This window comes from Lelliottia jeotgali (genome assembly GCF_016771845.1).
GTDB classification, from domain to species: Bacteria; Pseudomonadota; Gammaproteobacteria; order Enterobacterales; family Enterobacteriaceae; genus Enterobacter; species Enterobacter jeotgali.
Window position 1 is genome coordinate 354,100 of the sequence record NZ_JAENMQ010000003.1, and the last position, 19,591, is coordinate 373,690.

Annotated in this window: 15 protein-coding genes; 3 read left to right on the top strand and 12 right to left on the bottom strand. The window is 52.5% G+C overall.

Translation table 11 applies throughout. The features are described 5' to 3' along the window. Positions 1-137: 137 nt before the first annotated feature. The 12 genes from kdsB to JBO43_RS10570 all read right to left on the bottom strand — a co-directional run bounded on the left by kdsB (position 138) and on the right by JBO43_RS10570 (position 14,094). Positions 138-884, bottom strand: a complete 747-nt coding sequence (gene kdsB / locus JBO43_RS10515) for a 3-deoxy-manno-octulosonate cytidylyltransferase (RefSeq protein ID WP_202674262.1) — start codon at positions 882-884, stop codon at positions 138-140. Next, positions 881-1,063, bottom strand: a complete 183-nt coding sequence (gene ycaR / locus JBO43_RS10520; RefSeq protein ID WP_095281446.1) for a protein YcaR — start codon at positions 1,061-1,063, stop codon at positions 881-883. Before ycaR ends, kdsB begins: the two co-directional genes overlap by 4 nt. Positions 1,064-1,108: 45 nt before the next feature. After that, positions 1,109-2,338 (bottom strand): winged helix-turn-helix domain-containing protein, encoded by a 1,230-nt coding sequence (locus JBO43_RS10525; RefSeq protein WP_202674263.1) that lies wholly within the window; start codon positions 2,336-2,338, stop codon positions 1,109-1,111. Positions 2,339-2,381: 43 nt separating this feature from the next. Then, positions 2,382-3,359: a tetraacyldisaccharide 4'-kinase gene (gene lpxK, locus JBO43_RS10530; RefSeq protein WP_202674264.1), complete on the bottom strand. Its 978-nt coding sequence runs from the start codon at positions 3,357-3,359 to the stop codon at positions 2,382-2,384. Then, complete coding sequence (msbA, locus tag JBO43_RS10535) at positions 3,356-5,104, bottom strand: lipid A ABC transporter ATP-binding protein/permease MsbA (protein WP_095281443.1); 1,749 nt, start codon at positions 5,102-5,104, stop codon at positions 3,356-3,358. Before msbA ends, lpxK begins: the two co-directional genes overlap by 4 nt. A gap of 36 nt (positions 5,105-5,140) precedes the next feature. Beyond that, positions 5,141-7,405: a ComEC family protein gene (locus JBO43_RS10540; protein ID WP_202674265.1), complete on the bottom strand. Its 2,265-nt coding sequence runs from the start codon at positions 7,403-7,405 to the stop codon at positions 5,141-5,143. A 214-nt stretch (positions 7,406-7,619) separates the two neighbouring features. Continuing rightward, on the bottom strand, positions 7,620-7,907 hold the full coding sequence (ihfB, locus tag JBO43_RS10545; RefSeq protein ID WP_012016828.1) for an integration host factor subunit beta: 288 nt from the start codon (positions 7,905-7,907) through the stop codon (positions 7,620-7,622). Positions 7,908-8,146: 239 nt separating this feature from the next. After that, the gene (rpsA, locus tag JBO43_RS10550; RefSeq protein ID WP_095281441.1) at positions 8,147-9,820 is read right to left on the bottom strand and encodes a 30S ribosomal protein S1; all 1,674 of its coding nucleotides are present in this window, start codon (positions 9,818-9,820) and stop codon (positions 8,147-8,149) included. 108 nt (positions 9,821-9,928) lie between these two features. Next, entirely contained in the window at positions 9,929-10,612 is a 684-nt protein-coding gene (gene cmk, locus JBO43_RS10555) for a (d)CMP kinase (protein WP_103946881.1), read from the bottom strand. A 184-nt stretch (positions 10,613-10,796) separates the two neighbouring features. Further along, positions 10,797-12,080 (bottom strand): 3-phosphoshikimate 1-carboxyvinyltransferase, encoded by a 1,284-nt coding sequence (gene aroA, locus JBO43_RS10560; RefSeq protein ID WP_202674266.1) that lies wholly within the window; start codon positions 12,078-12,080, stop codon positions 10,797-10,799. 70 nt (positions 12,081-12,150) lie between these two features. Further along, positions 12,151-13,239: a 3-phosphoserine/phosphohydroxythreonine transaminase gene (gene serC, locus JBO43_RS10565; protein ID WP_202674267.1), complete on the bottom strand. Its 1,089-nt coding sequence runs from the start codon at positions 13,237-13,239 to the stop codon at positions 12,151-12,153. 162 nt (positions 13,240-13,401) lie between these two features. Beyond that, positions 13,402-14,094 carry a DUF421 domain-containing protein gene (locus tag JBO43_RS10570; protein ID WP_202674268.1) on the bottom strand — a complete coding sequence of 231 codons (693 nt, stop codon included), beginning with the start codon at positions 14,092-14,094 and terminating at the stop codon, positions 13,402-13,404. 138 nt (positions 14,095-14,232) lie between these two features. On the opposite strand from JBO43_RS10570, the gene ycaO reads away from it, so the two are divergent. The 3 genes from ycaO to pflB all read left to right on the top strand — a co-directional run bounded on the left by ycaO (position 14,233) and on the right by pflB (position 19,589). Beyond that, positions 14,233-15,993: a 30S ribosomal protein S12 methylthiotransferase accessory factor YcaO gene (ycaO, locus tag JBO43_RS10575; protein ID WP_103948716.1), complete on the top strand. Its 1,761-nt coding sequence runs from the start codon at positions 14,233-14,235 to the stop codon at positions 15,991-15,993. Between the two features lie 406 nt (positions 15,994-16,399). Then, complete coding sequence (gene focA / locus JBO43_RS10580) at positions 16,400-17,257, top strand: formate transporter FocA (protein WP_133159644.1); 858 nt, start codon at positions 16,400-16,402, stop codon at positions 17,255-17,257. 49 nt (positions 17,258-17,306) lie between these two features. Further along, complete coding sequence (pflB, locus tag JBO43_RS10585) at positions 17,307-19,589, top strand: formate C-acetyltransferase (protein WP_095281434.1); 2,283 nt, start codon at positions 17,307-17,309, stop codon at positions 19,587-19,589. The last annotated feature ends 2 nt before the right edge of the window (positions 19,590-19,591 follow it).

Consider the following 19,591-nt stretch of genomic DNA (forward strand, 5'->3'; position numbering starts at 1 on the left):
CCCCATCAAAACTACTGCTTTCATAATGAGCGTATGACGGTTGGATGTCACCTTATGAGATCAATTAGAGAGAAGAAAAATGAGATAAAGCGAGGCCAAAAAACATCCCCCCGAACGAGGGGATGCGGGAGATGACGTTATTTCAGTTCTGCGCGGACGCGTTCGAGATCTTCCTGAGTATCCACGCCGGTTCCAGGCACTTCATGGGCCACTGCCACATGGATCTTTTCGCCATACCACAGCACGCGCAACTGCTCGAGCATCTCAATGTGCTCCAGCGGGCTTGGCGCCCAGGTCACGTAGCGGCGGATAAAGCCTGCACGGTAGCCGTAAATACCCAGATGACGCAGGAACGTATCGCCAATGGTCTCTTTAGACTGCGCAAAACGGTCACGATCCCACGGGATAGTCGCTCGGGAGAAATAGAGCGCATAACCTTCCGCGTCCATCACCACTTTCACGGCATTGGGATTAAACGCCTCTTCCGCGTGGTGGATCGGCACGGCCAGCGTCGCCATTCCCACTTTGCGCTGGGCGAGGTTTTCCGCGACCTGACGGATAATCACCGCCGGGATCATCGGCTCGTCGCCCTGCACGTTGACGATCACCGTGTCATCGCTGAAATCGCATTTCTCAACGACTTCGGCCAGGCGTTCAGTGCCCGACTGGTGATCGGCGCGCGTCATGCACACTTCGCCGCCCGCGGCTTCGACCGCGCGCGCGACGTCTTCATGATCTGTGGCAACGATAACGCGATCGGCACCGGATTCACGCGCCCTGTCGAGCACATGGACAATCATCGGCTTGCCATTGATATCGACCAACGGTTTGCCGGGCAAACGGGTCGATGCGAAACGTGCCGGAATGATGACAACAAAACTCATGGTCTGCTCTCTTCTGCCGCCAGCGTACGGGCTTCGGTTTCCAGCAAGACGGGAATGCCGTCACGAAACGGGAAAGCCAGATTATCCAGTTTGCAAATCAGCTCTTGCTTATCCTGGCTGTAATACAGTTTGCCGTTGCACACCGGGCAGGCAATGATTTCAAGTAAACGGTGATCCATAGTTCCTCCGTATAGGTAATCGCTAAAGCTTACCACATTCCTTTTTCAGGCTATGTCTATTTCCCAGCCACTCCGACAGCCGTTAAACAACCCATCCGGCAATCGTGCCAGCGTTATCTGCCGGGCACCCTGCCAGACAGCAAATTCATTGAGTGCTGCGGTCAGCCCTTTTTCCAGCGTTGCGCTGACCTTAACGCCCTCTTCCAGAAACAGCGCTATCACTTCCAGTACGCCGGTTTTACGGTGCATTTTCGCGTCCATCCGCCCAACCAACCGGCCTTTATACAGCAGCGGCAGAACAAAATAGCCAAACTGACGCTTTGCCGCAGGCGTGTAACATTCAAGACGATAGGTGAAATCAAACAGCTGCTCGGCGCGTTTGCGGTCCCAGACCACGGGATCAAAGGGTGATAACACCGCGCTGTGCGACGCGGTCAGCTTATCTTCCTGTGCCTGTGGCACCAGCGGGAAGAGATCCGCATGGAGCCACATTTCACCCAGCCGCTCGACCTCAACGCGCATTACGCGATGATTTTCTTGCCACCTTTCGAGTAAGGGTTTCAGCGCAGGCTGGCGCAGGCGATAGTAATCGGCCAGCCATTGCGCGCGGAAAATCCCCAGGCTACGGGCGCTGTTTTCCAGCATGACCTCTTCAGCTGCAGCTTGATTCAGTAGATCGCGCTCGTCGTCCCAGTGCGGCATCACCCTATGGGTGAGATCGTAAACGCGCTGGAAATTACGCCGCTCCACCACCATCACTTTCCCGGAGGTGAACAGCCCTTCCAGATGGCGCTTGTGCGGTTTCCACTCCCACCAGCCGCTGGTGCCTTTACGCGGATGTTCAAAATCCGCTGAGCGAACCGGGCCGTTATCGTGAATATGGGCAATCAGCTGTTCGATTTCCTCAGCATTTTGGTGCATCCACTCCTGCTTGTACTTCCAGCCCATTTTTTCAGGCGCGAGCATCCGATGGCGTACCAGTCCGAAATCAGTGCGTGGCAAGAAACAGGCTTCATGCGCCCAGTATTCCATGAGCTGCCCCTGGCTCAGAGCGTCATCCAGCCACTGCGCAGGATAATTCCCCAGGCGGCTAAAAAGCACCAGGTAGGGACTGCGGGCAACGATATTAATGGTGTCTATTTGCAGCAGCGACATGCGCTGAATGGCGGAGAGAATATCGGCAGGCTGTGCGCGACGGCGGGGCTTTTTCAGCAGCCCCTGCGCATAGAGATGCAGATGACGAGCGGCGCTAAGTGAGAGTTGCGGTAGAGACATGCGTTTTCCTGTCAGTCATCACGCTACCAGAACCGCATTCGACTTAGCGCACCAGCGCCATCAGTTCCTGGAGCAAGTGTTCGGGCTGTTCGCCGCTGAGCTGTGCATCAACGGGCAAATACCACCAGTTGGATTTGGCAAACGCGCGGCATTTAACAGCGTCTTTTTCAGTCATGATCAGATTCTGGTGAGGTGCAGCCAAAGGCTCAACGCTTTCCAGACTCAGCGCTTGATGGTCGGCGAGAGGAATTCGGTTTTCAAGCCGGGCTCCGCCCTGTTCTAACGTGGCAAAAAAGCGCGGAGGATGACCGATACCGGCCATAGCGACCAGCGCTGGCAGCGCTGTGATGTCCCGATGCTCACCCGTCAGGAGATTCACTGCCTGGCCAGGCGTTAATGTCATCGGAATTTCGCCGCGCTGTGCTTCTCCGCCGTTAACAATCACCGCATCAACAGAACGCAAGCGGGATGCCCGCTCGCGCATTGGCCCAGCGGGAAGCCACCAGCCATTGCCGAAGCGCCGCTCACCATCAATCACCACGATCTCTTTATCACGCGCCAGGGCGTAATGCTGTAAGCCATCATCGGTGATAATGATTTGCAGCGGATGTGCTGCCAGTAGAGCCTGAACGGCTTCGCTGCGAACAGGAGAAACCGCGACGGGCACCCCGGTGCGCTGGAAAATCAGCACCGGTTCATCTCCGGCTTGCTCCGTGGTGGTGGCCGCCGTCAGGAGCAGGGGATACTTTTCGGCTTTTCCACCATAACCCCGTGAAACAACACCCACGCGAATGCCGCGTTTGGTCAGTTGTTCCACCAGCCAAATGACAACAGGGGTTTTACCGTTGCCTCCGGCGGTGAGATTTCCCACAACCACAACCGGCACCGGTGCTCGCCAGGTTTTTTTAAGCCCCAGACGATAGCTCAAACGAATGATGCCGCTCACCAGACCGTATAGCCAGGAGAGCGGCAACAGCAGCAGCCAGAGCGGAGATTCCCCGGACCAGATGCGTGCAATCATGCGCCAAACTGCATTTTATGGAGCTGAGCGTAAACGCCACGGTGCTCGATAAGATCCGCATGGCTTCCGCGCTCGACGATCAAGCCGTCTTCCACCACCACGATTTCATCCGCCTGCTCGATAGTCGACAGACGGTGTGCAATCACCAGTGAGGTACGGTTTTTCTGCAATTCGTCCAGCGCCGACTGAATAGCACGTTCAGATTCGGTATCCAGCGCTGAGGTTGCTTCATCAAGGATTAGAATCGGGCTGTCACGCAGCAGCGCACGGGCAATCGCAATACGCTGACGCTGACCGCCGGAAAGCAGCACGCCGTTTTCGCCAATGACCGTATCAAGACCGTTGTCCATTTTGTTGATGAAATCCATCGCGTAAGCCATACGTGCTGCGTTCTCGATCGCCTCGCGGCTGTACTCTTCCGTACGCGCATAGGCGATATTGTTGGCAACAGTATCGTTAAACAGATGCACGTTTTGAGAAACCAGCGCCACCTGGTTACGTAAGGACTGTAGGGTGTATTCACGTAAGTCGTGACCATCCAACAGGATTTCGCCTTCGTCGATATCGTAGAAACGCGTCATCAGGCTGGCGATGGTTGATTTACCGGAACCGGAACGCCCTACCAGTGCCACCGTTTTACCCGCCGGGATGTTCAGGCTGATATTGCGCAGGGCAGGCGTTTCACGACCAGGATAGGTGAAGGTGACATTGCGGAATTCTACATCGCCATTAGCGCGCTCAATTACGCGTTTACCTTCGTCTTTTTCCTGCTCGGTATCCAGAATACTGAACAGCGTCTGACAGGCCGCCATACCACGCTGGAACTGGGCGTTGACGTTGGTCAGTGATTTCAGCGGACGCATCAGCGCAATCATTGAAGAGAAGACTACGGTAATGGTACCTGCAGTTAATGTCTCCATGACGCTTGGGAAGCTTGCAGCATAGAGCACAAATGCCAGCGCCAGAGAGGCAATCAGCTGAATGATCGGATCGGAGATGGAAGAGGCCGAAACCATTTTCATCCCCTGCAGACGCATTTTGTTGCTGACTTTATCAAAGCGTTTTGTTTCGACGTCCTGGCCGCCAAAAATCAATACTTCTTTATGGCCTTTCAGCATCTGCTCGGCACTGGTGGTCACCTGCCCCATCGTGTTCTGCATGTTTTTGCTGATGTTACGGAAACGCTTAGAGACCACCCGGATAGCGATCGACACAATCGGTGCCAGCACAATCAGAATGATCGACAGCTGCCAGCTGTAATAGAACATCATGATGAACAGGCCGATAATCGACGCACCTTCACGCACCACGGTAATCAGGGCGCTGGAAGAAGACGACGCGACTTGCTCAGAATCGTAGGTGATGCGCGACAGCAAGGTCCCGGTGGACTGCTTGTCAAAAAAGGAGACCGGCATGCCCATCATATGGCTGAACAGTCGGCGGCGCATGGTCATTACCACTTTGCCCGACACCCACGAAATGCAGTAGCTGGAGATATAGCTGGTGACGCCGCGTAAGATCATCAGTCCGATAACCACCAGAGGCATCCATAGCAACACTGAGCGATCCGTTTTACCAAAACCGTCATCCAGTAACGGTTTGAGGAGCGATAGCATGAAGGTATCGCTTGCTGCGTTGAGGATTAACGCGACACCCGCCACGATCAGACCTGTTTTAAAGGGTGCAATCATCGGCCAGAGTCGGCGGAAGGTCTGCCACGTGGAGAGATCTTTGTCGTTATGCATTCAAAAAACCAGCATTTGTTGAAATAGCCGCATATTCTACCCGTTATCTACGGGCGCGCCAAACCACTGATGATACCAACGAGGTAAAATTTGATCTCGTAAGCGCAGGATTTGCCAGCCATGTGGCGAAAAACGTACCGAGATTTGTCCCGCTTGCGGTGTATCGAACCAAGAATAGCCCTCCTTTTTATAGCGTCTGCTCACTTTTATGGACGGGAAATGCCATGCGTTGTAACGCGCCGCTGAGGCCAAAGCGATCTTCCCTTCAACACGCTGTACCAACGCCTGCGATGATGAGGTGTTACTCCCATGATGCGGCACCTGGATAAGTGTAGACGTTAGCGCCTGCCAGTGATGACTTAACATCAACTGCTCTGCCTTCGCTTCAATATCACCGGTGAGTAGCGCGCTGAACTCGCCATCGTCGATTTTCACCACGCAGGAATGGTTATTCCCCTGAGCCTGATACTCTTTTGGCGGCCAGTGGACCGTGAAGGTCAATCCCTGCCACTGCCAACGCTGACCGCGAAAACAGGGCTGATGCCCTGCCCATCCTAACGGGCTTTTTATCCACATTTTTGGCCACGTATCCTGTAACGAGGTAAGCCCGCCAATATGGTCCATATGTTCATGGCTGATAATGACCCCTTCCGGTGTCAGATGATGCCAGCGCAGCCAGGGAATAATGTGCTGCTTTGCGCTGTCACCGCCAGGCCAGGCAAGCCCGGTATCGTACATAATGACTTTTCCGTGGCGCTCAATAGCCATTGCCAGCCCCTGGCCAATGTCCAGCATGTGCAGCGTCCAGCCTTCGGTTTTGAGAGGACGCCATAAGGGAAATGTCAGCAATACGCTACCCGCGATACACACAGCCGGAATCGACTTCCAGGCGCGTAAACGCCAGGCAATAATCGCAAACCAGGGAAGACAGGTCACGAGCTGCCAGCGCTCATCAATATCCATCCACCCATCCGGTAGTTCTTTTAAAAGCCAAAAGAGCACATCCAGTGATTTATCAGCCAGAAACCAGACCTTCGCTTCCAGTAATGTCAGTTCACACAGATGCAACAGCATGCCAGCCAGGATCAGCGGTACGGAGATAAACGTGACAAGCGGTACCGCAAAGAGATTGGCGACCAGAGACGAGATGCTCATGCCGTGAAAAATGTTGACCTGTAGCGGCAAGAGCAAAAACAGCATCCCTACCTGCAAATGCAGCAGCGCCACCAGCGGTTTGATCCAACGGGAAACAGGCCACTGAGGCAATGGCAGCCACTGATACCAGAAAATCAGCGTGGCAACGGCGAATGCCGACAAGGCCAGGCTTTGCGACAGTACCGCCAGAGGATCAACAACCAGAATAGACGCGACGCAACACAACCACACTTGCCAGGGCGACCACTGCCGCCCACTCAGGCGCAGCGACGCGAGTGCCGCAAGAGAGACCACGGTTCGTAATGCGGGAGGTTGCATCCCTGTAAGCCAGGCGTAAAACGCCGCAAAACAGACTCCTGCCAATAGCGGTACACGCCAACCAATGCAGTCAGTCGGAAGTAAAAATTGAATCCCCCTAACGATGAGCCAAACGATCGACGCCGCGAGAGCAATATGCAAACCTGAAATCGCCATCAGGTGCAATGTGCCGGTTTCACGCATCAGCTTTTTGACCTCTTGCGTGACCGCCAACCGTTCCCCCATCCCCAGTCCGAGAATAACGGTTCCCCACGTGTATTGGGTGAGCGTCGTGGTCAGTGAAGAAAGATATTGCGCCCGCAAACCACAGCTTGCGTCTAACACTTCCGCATGGGTAAACCGTCCGGTCAACGGCTGATGTGAGGCCAGCGCATAGCGCTGAGAATCAAAACCGCCATCGTTGAGCTCACCATGAATCGCCCTAAGACGCAGTAACATTGTCCAGCGCTGTCCAGGACACACTGCCTGCGGCAGATATTGACCGTAAAGCGTTACGCCGGTGGTCGAATACCAGGGTTTCCCATTTAGCCTTACAATTTTACCCTGATGGGTAGTTGCCCCATCGGTGGCTGTGATAAGTATTTCTGCTTGCTGCGGCGCGTTCGTCAGATTTTGCATGGGCCAGGTGGATTCCAGGGCGGCTAATACACCCCAAGCAAAGAACACCAGCCATAGGCCCGCATAACGTAAGCAAAGAAGTCTTTGTAATCCAAGTAGAACGCCAACCGCGATGCACACCCAGACCGTTGACAGATTTGGTAACGAAGGCAGCCATACCAACGGTAAAATGGCCGTGATAAGACATGCACTGATTGCAGGTAATCCCATATACACCTCCCTGTTCTAAGAGAGTGTGCAGCGGGAATATTAGGGAGTCAGCCAGGAAAAAGTGAGTTTACGGCCACTGCTGGAGAGAATATGCCAGCTTGCTGCAACTAAAATGATGAAATGCAGCGCCGCTTCAGCTTTCTGAATTCAATGTATAAAAAAAGCACCCGAAGGTGCTTTTTTTAGATAACCCAGTTTCGCCCGTAGGCTGAACTCAGTTTCCGTAAATGTTGGCGCGATCGCGCAGTTCTTTACCCGGCTTAAAGTGCGGAACGTATTTGCCTTCCAGGTCAACTTTATCGCCAGTCTTCGGGTTACGCCCGGTTCGTGGTGCACGATAATGCAGAGAGAAACTACCGAAACCGCGGATTTCAATGCGCTCGCCCTGTGCAAGAGTCGAGGCCATATGCTCTAGCATCTCTTTCACTGCATCTTCCACTGCTTTTGCTGGGATGTGCGATTGTTGGCTGGCAAGTCTTTCAATCAATTCTGACTTGGTCATGATTCCTCCGGTTCCTTCAAACCAATTAGCTGAACAGCTTATTAAACAAGGGCGGCCGTAGCCGCCCTTTGTTATTGATTACAGAACGAATCCTGCAATCTGTCAAGTCTGCTCGTCATCCTTCGAGCGGTCACTACGTTAACTTCGCCTCTTCACCCCAGTCACTGACTTAAGTCGGCTCCTGGGGATTCACAGGCTCGTTGCTTTGTTACCGTTCAAATGATGTAGAGCACTTGAAATTACTCGCCTTTAGCTGCTTTGAAAGCTTCAGCCATTGCGTTGTTAGAGAAACCTGCATCTTCCTGTTTGTTAACAGTTGCGATTGCATCTTTCTCATCAGCTTCGTCTTTAGCACGAACAGACAGGCTGATTGCACGGTTCTTACGGTCAACACCGGTGAATTTAGCTTCAACGTCGTCGCCAACGCTCAGAACCAGAGTTGCATCTTCAACGCGGTCACGTGAAGCTTCAGAAGCGCGCAGGTAACCTTCAACGCCGTCAGCCAGTTCTACGGTTGCGCCTTTAGCGTCAACTGCAGTCACTTTACCGTTTACGATTGCGCCTTTCTTGTTCAGTGCAACCCAGTTGTTGAACGGATCTTCTGCGAGCTGTTTAACGCCCAGGGAGATACGTTCACGTTCTGCGTCAACCTGCAGAACAACTGCAGCGATTTCGTCGCCTTTTTTGTATTCACGTACTGCTTCTTCGCCTGTAACGTTCCAGGAGATGTCAGACAGGTGAACCAGGCCATCGATGCCGCCGTCCAGGCCGATGAAGATACCGAAGTCAGTGATAGACTTGATTTTACCTTCAACACGGTCGCCCTTGTTATGGGTTTCCGCGAACTGCTGCCATGGGTTGTTTTTGCACTGCTTCAGGCCCAGGGAGATACGACGACGTTCTTCGTCGATATCCAGAACCATCACTTCCACTACATCACCAACGTTAACAACTTTGGATGGGTGGATGTTTTTGTTGGTCCAGTCCATTTCGGAAACGTGCACCAGGCCTTCAACGCCTTCTTCGATTTCAACGAAGCAGCCGTAGTCGGTCAGGTTGGTCACGCGACCAGTCAGACGAGTACCTTCTGGGTAACGCTTAGCGATAGCGACCCATGGATCTTCGCCCAGCTGTTTCAGGCCCAGGGATACACGAGTACGCTCGCGGTCGAACTTCAGCACTTTAACAGTGATTTCGTCGCCAACGTTCACGATTTCGCTTGGGTGTTTAACGCGTTTCCACGCCATGTCGGTGATGTGCAGCAGGCCATCAACGCCACCCAGATCAACGAATGCACCGTAGTCAGTGAGGTTCTTAACGATACCTTTAACTTCCATGCCTTCCTGGAGGTTTTCCAGCAGCTGATCGCGTTCTGCGCTGTTCTCAGATTCGATAACGGCACGACGAGAAACAACAACGTTGTTACGCTTCTGGTCAAGCTTGATAACTTTGAACTCAAGCTCTTTGCCTTCGAGGTGCAGAGTGTCGCGAACCGGACGAACGTCTACCAGAGAACCTGGCAGGAACGCGCGAATACCGTTCAGCTCAACAGTGAAGCCACCTTTAACTTTGCCGTTGATAACACCGACTACAGTTTCAGCTTCTTCGTAAGCTTTTTCCAGCGTGATCCAAGCTTCGTGACGTTTAGCTTTCTCACGGGACAGCAGAGTTTCACCGAAGCCGTCTTCTACTGCATCCAGTGCAACGTCAACTTCGTCACCAACCTGGATTTCCAGTTCGCCCTGGGCGTTTTTGAACTGCTCTGCCGGAATGGCAGACTCAGATTTCAGACCGGCGTCAACCAGTACGATATCTTTGTCGATAGCAACAACAACACCACGAACGATGGAACCCGGACGGGTTTCGATTGTTTTTAAGGATTCTTCAAATAGTTGAGCAAAAGATTCAGTCATGTTTAATCTTCAGGTTAATATAACGTCCACCTGGCTCCGTGCCGGATGGGGTTGTTTCACATACCCACCGTCAATCCATTGCAGCGGGGTACTTCAAATCTGTCGCGGTTAAGCGAGTGCCAATTTCTGGCGCGCGTATTGTAACGCTTTTTCAATCACTTGCTCAATAGTTAATCGGGTAGAATCGAGCACTAAAGCATCGTCTGCCGGAACAAGTGGGGCTACAGCACGATTACGATCGCGGTCATCGCGCTCTTTTATCTCGGATAAAAGGCGATCAAAGTTAACACTAAAGCCTTTTTCCTGCAACTGAAGCATACGACGTTGTGCGCGTTCTTCGGAGGAGGCGTCAAGGAAAATTTTCACTGGCGCGTCAGGAAACACCACGGTTCCCATATCACGACCGTCCGCAATCAGACCTGGTGCGTCACGGAACGCGCGCTGACGACGTAATAATGCTTCACGAACGCGCGGGAACGCAGCCACCTGAGAGGCAGCATTCGCGACTTCCTGGGTGCGGATTTCACCGCTCACGTCTTCCCCTTCAAGAATGACTTCCAGGTTGCCATTAGTCGAGACGAAGCGGACATCAAGATGCGCAGCCAATGGAACCAGCGCCTCTTCGGAAGCCACATCCACATGATGATGAAGCGCCGCTAACGCCAGTACGCGATAGATTGCTCCCGAGTCTAAAAGATGCCATTGCAAGGCTTCCGCCATCGCTTTACACAGAGTCCCTTTCCCTGCGCCACTTGGCCCATCAATCGTGATTACCGGGGCAACTGCCGTCATCTTTTTCTCCTTCATTAAGGCATACCGTCAACATGAACGCCGCGCATTATACGCGCCAAAGTGCGCAACTGTTATCTTTGCGTGCAAATTACGGAATTAATGAAGCAGAGTGTAGAAGAAATGGGCGGGAACAACGTCAGGAAGCGTAAGTAAATGCCGCACCCGTTGATGCGGCAGGGTTTTATCATGCGAGCGTACTGATGCGCGCCAGCTGTTCGAAATAATCCGGGAAGGTTTTCGCGGTGCATTTCGGGTCAAGAATGGTCACAGGCGTATCAGACAGCGCCACCAGCGAGAAACACATCGCCATGCGGTGATCGTTGTACGTGCCAATTTCAGCAACCTGCAATGTGGCCGGCGGTGTCACGCGAATGTAGTCTTCGCCCTCTTCTACTTCGGCGCCCACTTTGCGCAGTTCCGTTGCCATCGCAAACAGGCGATCGGTCTCTTTCACGCGCCAGTTGTAGATATTGCGCAGCGTAGTGGTGCCTTTGGCAAACAGCGCTGCCGTGGCAATGGTCATCGCCGCATCAGGGATATGGTTCATGTCCATATCAATGGCATTCAGTTCACCGTGTGTGCAGGAGATGAAATCGTCTCCCCAGGTGATAACTGCGCCCATTTTTTCCAGTACGTCAGCAAAACGAATATCGCCCTGAACACTGTTACGGCCGATACCGGTGACTTTAACGGTACCGCCTTTAATTGCACCCGCGGCAAGGAAGTAAGATGCAGATGACGCATCGCCTTCGACAAGATAGTTGCCCGGCGACTGATATTGCTGACCACCGCGTACCACAAAGCGCTGGTACGCCTGGTTTTCAACCTCAACGCCAAACGTCTTCATCAGGTGCAGCGTGATATCAATATAAGGTTTAGAAACCAGCTCGCCTTTGATGGTGATAACCGTATCCTGCGGAGCCAGCGGTGCCGTCATCAGCAGCGCCGTCAGGAACTGGCTGGAAACGCTGCCATCGACAGCCACTTCACCGCCGGTAAATCCACCGCGAAGACGCAGTGGCGGATAGTTTTCCTGCTCCAGATAATCAATCTGCGCACCGCCCTGACGCAGGGCATCCACCAGATGACCGATCGGGCGCTCTTTCATGCGTGGCTCGCCGGTTAGCACAATATTGCTGCTGCCAAGACACAGTGCAGCCGCCAGTGGGCGCATTGCCGTCCCCGCGTTGCCGAGAAACAGTTCAAGCTCTTCAGCGGATTGTAGCGCTCCGCCATTTCCCGACACTTCACAACGCGTACGATCGGCTGAGAGAGTGTACTGAACGCCTAACGCTTTCAGCGCATTCAGCATGTGGCGAACGTCATCGCTATCCAACAGATTAGTAAGGACAGTGGTGCCGTTTGCCAGCGCAGCCAGCAGCAGTGCGCGGTTGGAGACACTTTTTGAACCAGGCAAATTGATGGTGCCATCGACACGCGCGATCGGTTGTAACGTCAGGGATTCCATGAAAACTTAACTCTCAAATCAACATAATAAAAACCCCGAAGCCGGGCTGCGGGGGTGAAAAATCGCACTATTAACCGTGGCGACGTTCGAAGTCGACCATAAAATCAGTCAGCGCTTTGACGCCTTCCAGCGGCATTGCATTATAGATAGAAGCACGCATACCGCCGACAACGCGGTGGCCTTTCAGCGCGTGCAGGCCCGCAGCGAAGGACTCTTCGAGGAACAGTTTGTCGAGATTGCTGTCTGCCAGCTGGAACGGCACGTTCATGCGTGAACGGTTCGCTTTGGCTACGTCGTTGCGATAGAAATCGCTGCCGTCAATCACGCTATACAGCAGGGTTGATTTCTGCTGGTTGATCTTGTCCATCTGCGCTACACCGCCATTTTTCTTCAGCCATTTAAAGACCAGACCAGAAAGATACCAGGCGAAAGTCGGCGGGGTGTTGAACATGGAGTCGTTATCGTTCAGGACGGTGTAGTCCAGAATCGACGGACAGGCCTGGTGCGCTTTGCCCAGCAGATCGTCGCGGACAATTACCAGCGTCAGCCCGGCCGGGCCGATGTTTTTCTGCGCACCAGCATAAATCACGCCGTAGCGGCTGACATCCAGCGGGCCAGAGAGAATAGTCGAAGAGAGATCGGCGGTCACCACCACGTTGTCGCCAAAGTTCGGCTCTTCGTGAATGGCGATCCCGTCGATGGTTTCGTTCGGGCAGTAATGAAGGTACGCCGCAGTGTCTGACAGCTGCCATTCATTCATCGGTGTGACGCCACGCAGGCCATCGACGGTAATTTTCGCGTCAATGACATTCGGGGTGCAGTATTTTTTGGCTTCTTTTACCGCACTGGCCGCCCAGTAACCGGCATCCACGTAATCTGCAGTCTTTTTATCGCCCAGCAAGTTCAGCGGGATACCCGCAAACTGACCGCGCCCACCGCCGTGACAGAACAATACTTTGTAGTTCGAGGGGATATTCAGCAGATCGCGAAAATCCGTTTCTGCCTCTTCGGCGACCTGGATAAACTCTTTTCCACGGTGGCTGATTTCCATCACCGACGTCCCAAGACCCTGCCAGTCGCAAAGCTCTTGTTGAGCTTGTTTAAGCACATCCGCCGGTAGCATTGCCGGACCTGAACTGAAATTAAAGACCTGAGCCATTTACCCTCACCACGCTTAAATTCATAAGTTATAACTGTGGATATCGGTTTTATCATTCAGTGACACGCGCCGCAATGTCTAAAACTGAGACCTAAGAAAATGTGTCCCCGCTCACACAAAACATTCTGCCAGCGCATTGTCACAAAACCGACAAATTGGCTGTCAGGTGATGCGTTTTGCACGGCTCACCTTAGTCCATACTGGATTCGCGCAGCGAGGACAGAGTTGATGATCGCCTGGCTGCATCGCGATCACATGGCTACAGCGTCGACAGGCGTACTGCCCCGCTTCGGGAACGGTGGTAAATCGCTCAACGTATTCATCAGGCAAAATACACAGACCCGGCTTTACGTCGGCATCATCGTAGTAATACACGCTGATCTGGCCGTTGGTTTCCATGATTGCCAGTCGCACCTGCCCCAGCTGCTCCACGCTGTTTAAGCGCAGCTCCATAAAAAACTCAAATTCGGTCATGTTGGCACTGCGGACTTTCTCCCAGGCCAACTGACCTTGTTCGACGATCACCACCGGTTTCCCTTCCAGCAGATCCTCGATTTTTTCACTTTTCGACATCAGCCACATCACCAGGCGATACAGCAATCCCAGGGTGACAAACACGATCAGCACCGGAATCATCGGCACGTCATCATAAAAGGCCACGTCACCCGCCGCAGAACCGAGGGTGAGGATGATCAGCACCTCAAACAGCGACATCTGGCGCACGCCGCGCCGTCCGGTGATTTTGAGAAACAGAAAGACCAGAATAAAGGTGTAGAGACTGCGCATCGCCACTTCGCCTAAAAACTCCATCGGTACTTTATCTAATGCCATCCGGTGAAGATCGAACGCTTTCATTTTTATTCGCCTTAACAGTAAGTTACTGCTGTTAAGCATAGCTGAGTCTTTTATTTTCGCCGTTGTCCTCGCGAAGATAGCGCCTGTCACGCAAAACCCGTATCATTGCGCGCTTTACGTACGATAAAAGTGATCGCCATGACTCAAACATTTATCCCCGGCAAAGACGCCGCACTGGAAGATTCCATCGCTCGCTTCCAGCAAAAACTGACCGACCTGGGTTTTAACATCGAAGAAGCCTCCTGGCTTAACCCGGTTCCCCACGTCTGGTCCGTGCATATTCGCGACACCGACTGTGCGCTGTGCTTTACCAACGGTAAAGGCGCCACCAAAAAAGCGGCTCTCGCTTCTGCCCTGGGTGAGTATTTTGAGCGCCTGTCCACCAACTATTTCTTCGCCGATTTCTGGCTTGGCGATACCATCGCCAACGGCCCGTTCGTACACTACCCGAACGAAAAGTGGTTCCCGCTGACGGAAGATGACGAACTGCCAGAAGGCATTCTCGATGCACGCCTGCGTAAGTTCTACGACCCTGACAATGAACTGACCGCCGGGATGCTGGTGGATCTGCAGTCCGGCAACGACGAACGTGGTATTTGCGCCCTGCCGTTCACCCGCCAGTCTGACGATCAGACCGTCTATATTCCGATGAATATCGTCGGTAACCTGTACGTGTCTAACGGCATGTCCGCCGGAAACACCCGCAACGAAGCCCGTGTTCAGGGCCTGTCCGAGGTGTTTGAGCGTCATATTAAAAACCGTATTATTGCGGAGTCCATCAGCCTGCCGGAAATCCCGAGCGACGTGCTGGCCCGCTACCCGGGTGTAGTGGAATCCATCGCTAAACTCGAAGCAGAAGGTTTCCCAATCTTTGCTTACGACGGTTCTCTGGGCGGCAAATACCCGGTTATCTGCGTGGTGCTGTTCAACCCAGCGAACGGGACCTGCTTCGCCTCGTTTGGTGCGCACCCGGACTTCGGCGTGGCGCTGGAACGAACTGTGACCGAGTTACTTCAGGGCCGTAGCCTGAAAGATCTCGACGTCTTTACTCCACCGACCTTCGACGACGAAGAAGTGGGCGAGCATACCAACCTCGAAACCCACTTCATCGATTCCAGCGGTTTGATCTCCTGGGATATGTTCAAGCAGGACGCTGATTATCCGTTCGTTGACTGGAGTTTCTCTGGCACCACGGAAGAAGAGTTCGCGACGCTTATGGCTATCTTCAAAGCGGAAGATAAAGAAGTGTACATCGCGGATTACGAGCATCTGAGCGTCTACGCGTGCCGCATTATCGTGCCTGGCATGTCCGACATTTATCCGGCAGAAGATCTGTGGCTGGCGAACAACAGCATGGGTAGCCACCTGCGTGAAACGCTGCTGGCGCTGCCTGGAAGCGAGTGGGAAAAAGAAGATTATCTGAACCTGATCGCCCAACTGGACGACGAAGGCCACGACGATCTGACCCGTGTACGCGAACTGCTGGGCCTGGCAACCGGTAAAGATAACGGATGGTACACCCTGCGTGTGGGCGAGCTGAAATCCATGCTGGCGCTGGCCGGTGGCGATCTGGATCAGGCCCTGGCCTGGACTGAATGGACCATCGAGTACAATCAGTCAGTATTCAGCCCAGAGCGTGCTAATTATTACCGCTGCCTGCAAACGCTGCTGCTGTTGTCTCAGGAAGAAGATCGCCAGCCGTTGCAATACCTCAATGCCTTCGTGCGCATGTACGGTGCAGATGCCGTCGAAGCCGCAAGTGCAGCCCTGAGCGGTGAAGCACCATTCTACGGCCTGCAGGCTGTGGATAGTGATTTGAAAGCTTTCCCGGCGCATCAGTCACTGCTGAAGGCTTACGAGAAGCTGCAGCGCGCTAAGTCGGCATACTGGTCAAAATAAGCGCACATAACACTACAGACAGTAGGCGTACCGATCTGTCTGGGCTATATTACGGGGCAATTTCATTGCCCCGTTTTTTTATTTCTTTTGCAATGAATATTGCTTGTAATAATAAAGTTAAATGCAAGTAAATATAATTATGTTTACTTGGGCTTTACTGTTACTTTTTAGGGCAATTACTCCATTTTAATTAACTGCTTTGGGAGAGCTTCAAGGAAATAATTCAACTCTTTTCATAACTTTTAAAATTTATTTATATACGGATAATCAATAACTTACTCCGCATTTGTTGCAAAACCATGCGCTTTGCGGGCCTATAAGCCAGGCGAGATATGATCTATATCAATTTCTCTTCTATAATGCTTTGTTAGTATCTCGTCGCCGACTTAATAAAGAGAGAGTTAGTGTGAAAGCTGACAACCCTTTTGATCTAATACTCCCCGCTGCGATGGCCAAAGTTGCCGAAGAAGCGGGTGTCTATAAAGCAACGAAACACCCGATGACGACGTTCTATCTGGCGATCACCGCTGGTGTGTTCATCTCCATCGCCTTCGTCTTCTACATCACTGCTACCACCGGTACTGCTGCAATGCCTTTCGGTATTGCGAAACTGATTGGCGGTATCTGTTTCTCACTGGGCTTGATTCTGTGCGTCATTTGCGGCGCCGACCTCTTTACTTCAACGGTGCTTATCGTAGTGGCTAAAGCGAGCGGAAGAATCACCTGGGGTCAGCTGGCGCGCAACTGGATTAATGTCTACGTTGGCAACCTGATTGGCTGTTTGCTCTTTGTTCTGCTTATGTGGTTATCTGGCGAGTATATGACTGCCAACGGTGGCTGGGGATTGAATGTCCTGCAAACCGCTGACCACAAAATGCACCACACCTTTATCGAAGCCGTCGCTCTCGGCATCCTCGCAAACCTGATGGTCTGCCTGGCGGTCTGGATGAGCTACTCCGGACGCAGCCTGATGGACAAAGCCATGATTATGGTTCTGCCGGTTGCCATGTTCGTTGCCAGCGGCTTTGAGCACAGTATCGCAAACATGTTTATGATCCCGATGGGTATCGTAATCCGCAACTTTGCGAGCCCGGAGTTTTGGACTGCAGTCGGTTCAACCCCGGAAAGTTTCTCTCACCTGACTATTATGAACTTCATCACAGATAACCTGATCCCTGTCACTATTGGGAACATTATCGGTGGGGGTCTGCTGGTTGGGTTGACATACTGGGTCATTTACCTGCGTGGCGACAATCATCATTGATGGTTTCTCAGGCAGTAAAGAAAAATCCACTTAAGAAGGTAGGTATCACATGTCCGAGCTTAATGAAAAGTTAGCCACAGCCTGGGAAGGTTTTGCGAAGGGTGACTGGCAGAAAGAAGTCAACGTACGTGACTTCATTCAGAAAAACTATACCCCATATGAAGGTGACGAATCCTTCCTGGCTGGTGCTACTGATGCAACAACCAAGCTGTGGGACAATGTCATGGAAGGCGTTAAACTGGAAAACCGCACTCACGCGCCAGTTGATTTCGATACTTCCGTTGCCTCTACCATCACTTCTCACGACGCTGGCTACATCAACAAAGCGCTTGAGAAAATCGTTGGTCTGCAGACTGAAAAACCACTGAAACGTGCGATTATCCCGTTCGGTGGCATCAAAATGGTTGAAGGTTCCTGCAAAGCGTACGATCGCGAACTGGACCCAATGCTGAAAAAAATCTTCAGCGAATACCGCAAAACTCACAACCAGGGCGTTTTTGATGTTTACACCAAAGACATCCTGAACTGCCGTAAATCCGGTGTTCTGACCGGTCTGCCAGATGCGTATGGCCGTGGCCGTATCATCGGTGACTACCGTCGCGTTGCACTGTACGGTATCGACTTCCTGCTGAAAGACAAATACGCACAGTTCCTGTCACTGCAATCTGACCTGGAAAACGGCGTAAACCTGGAAGCGACTATCCGTCTGCGTGAAGAGATCTCTGAACAGCACCGTGCACTGGGTCAGATCAAAGAGATGGCTGCTAAATATGGCTGCGATATCTCTGGTCCGGCTACCAACGCTCAGGAAGCTATCCAGTGGACTTACTTCGGCTACCTGGCTGCGGTTAAATCTCAGAACGGCGCAGCAATGTCCTTCGGTCGCGTATCCACCTTCCTGGATGCTTACATCGAACGTGACATCAAAGCAGGCAAAATTACCGAGCAAGACGCACAGGAAATGATTGACCACCTGGTCATGAAACTGCGTATGGTTCGCTTCCTGCGTACTCCAGAATACGATGAGCTGTTCTCCGGTGACCCAATCTGGGCAACTGAATCTATCGGCGGTATGGGCGTTGACGGCCGTACTCTGGTAACCAAAAACAGCTTCCGTTTCCTGAACACCCTGTACACCATGGGCCCGTCTCCGGAACCGAACATCACTGTTCTGTGGTCAGAAAAACTGCCACTGAACTTCAAGAAATTCGCGGCTAAAGTCTCCATCGATACCTCTTCTCTGCAGTACGAGAACGATGATCTGATGCGTCCTGACTTCAACAACGACGACTACGCTATCGCTTGCTGCGTAAGCCCAATGGTTGTTGGTAAGCAAATGCAGTTCTTCGGTGCTCGCGCTAACCTCGCGAAAACCATGCTGTATGCAATCAACGGCGGCGTTGATGAAAAACTGAAAATCCAGGTTGGTCCTAAATCTGAACCAATCAAAGGCGACGTTCTGAAATTCGACGAAGTCATGGATCGTATGGATCACTTCATGGACTGGCTGGCTAAGCAGTATGTCACCGCCCTGAACATCATCCACTACATGCACGACAAGTACAGCTACGAAGCCTCTCTGATGGCTCTGCACGACCGTGACGTGGTTCGTACTATGGCATGTGGTATCGCAGGTCTGTCCGTTGCAGCTGACTCCCTGTCTGCAATCAAATATGCGAAAGTTAAACCAATTCGTGACGAAGATGGTCTGGCGACTGACTTCGAAATCGAAGGCGAATACCCGCAGTTTGGTAACAACGACTCTCGTGTAGATGACATGGCCGTTGACCTGGTTGAACGTTTCATGAAGAAAATTCAGAAACTGACTACCTACCGCAACGCTATCCCGACTCAGTCTGTTCTGACCATCACTTCTAACGTTGTGTACGGTAAGAAAACCGGTAACACCCCAGACGGTCGTCGCGCTGGCGCACCATTCGGTCCAGGTGCTAACCCAATGCACGGTCGTGACCAGAAAGGTGCTGTTGCCTCTCTGACTTCCGTTGCTAAACTGCCGTTTGCTTACGCGAAAGATGGTATCTCTTATACCTTCTCTATCGTTCCAAATGCGCTGGGTAAAGACGACGAAGTGCGTAAAACCAACCTGGCAGGTCTGATGGACGGTTACTTCCATCACGAATCTACCATTGAAGGTGGTCAGCACTTGAACGTGAACGTGATGAACCGTGAAATGCTGCTCGACGCGATGGAAAACCCGGAAAAATATCCGCAGCTGACCATCCGCGTATCTGGCTACGCAGTACGTTTTAACTCCCTGACTAAAGAACAGCAGCAGGACGTTATCACCCGTACTTTCACTCAATCCATCTAACT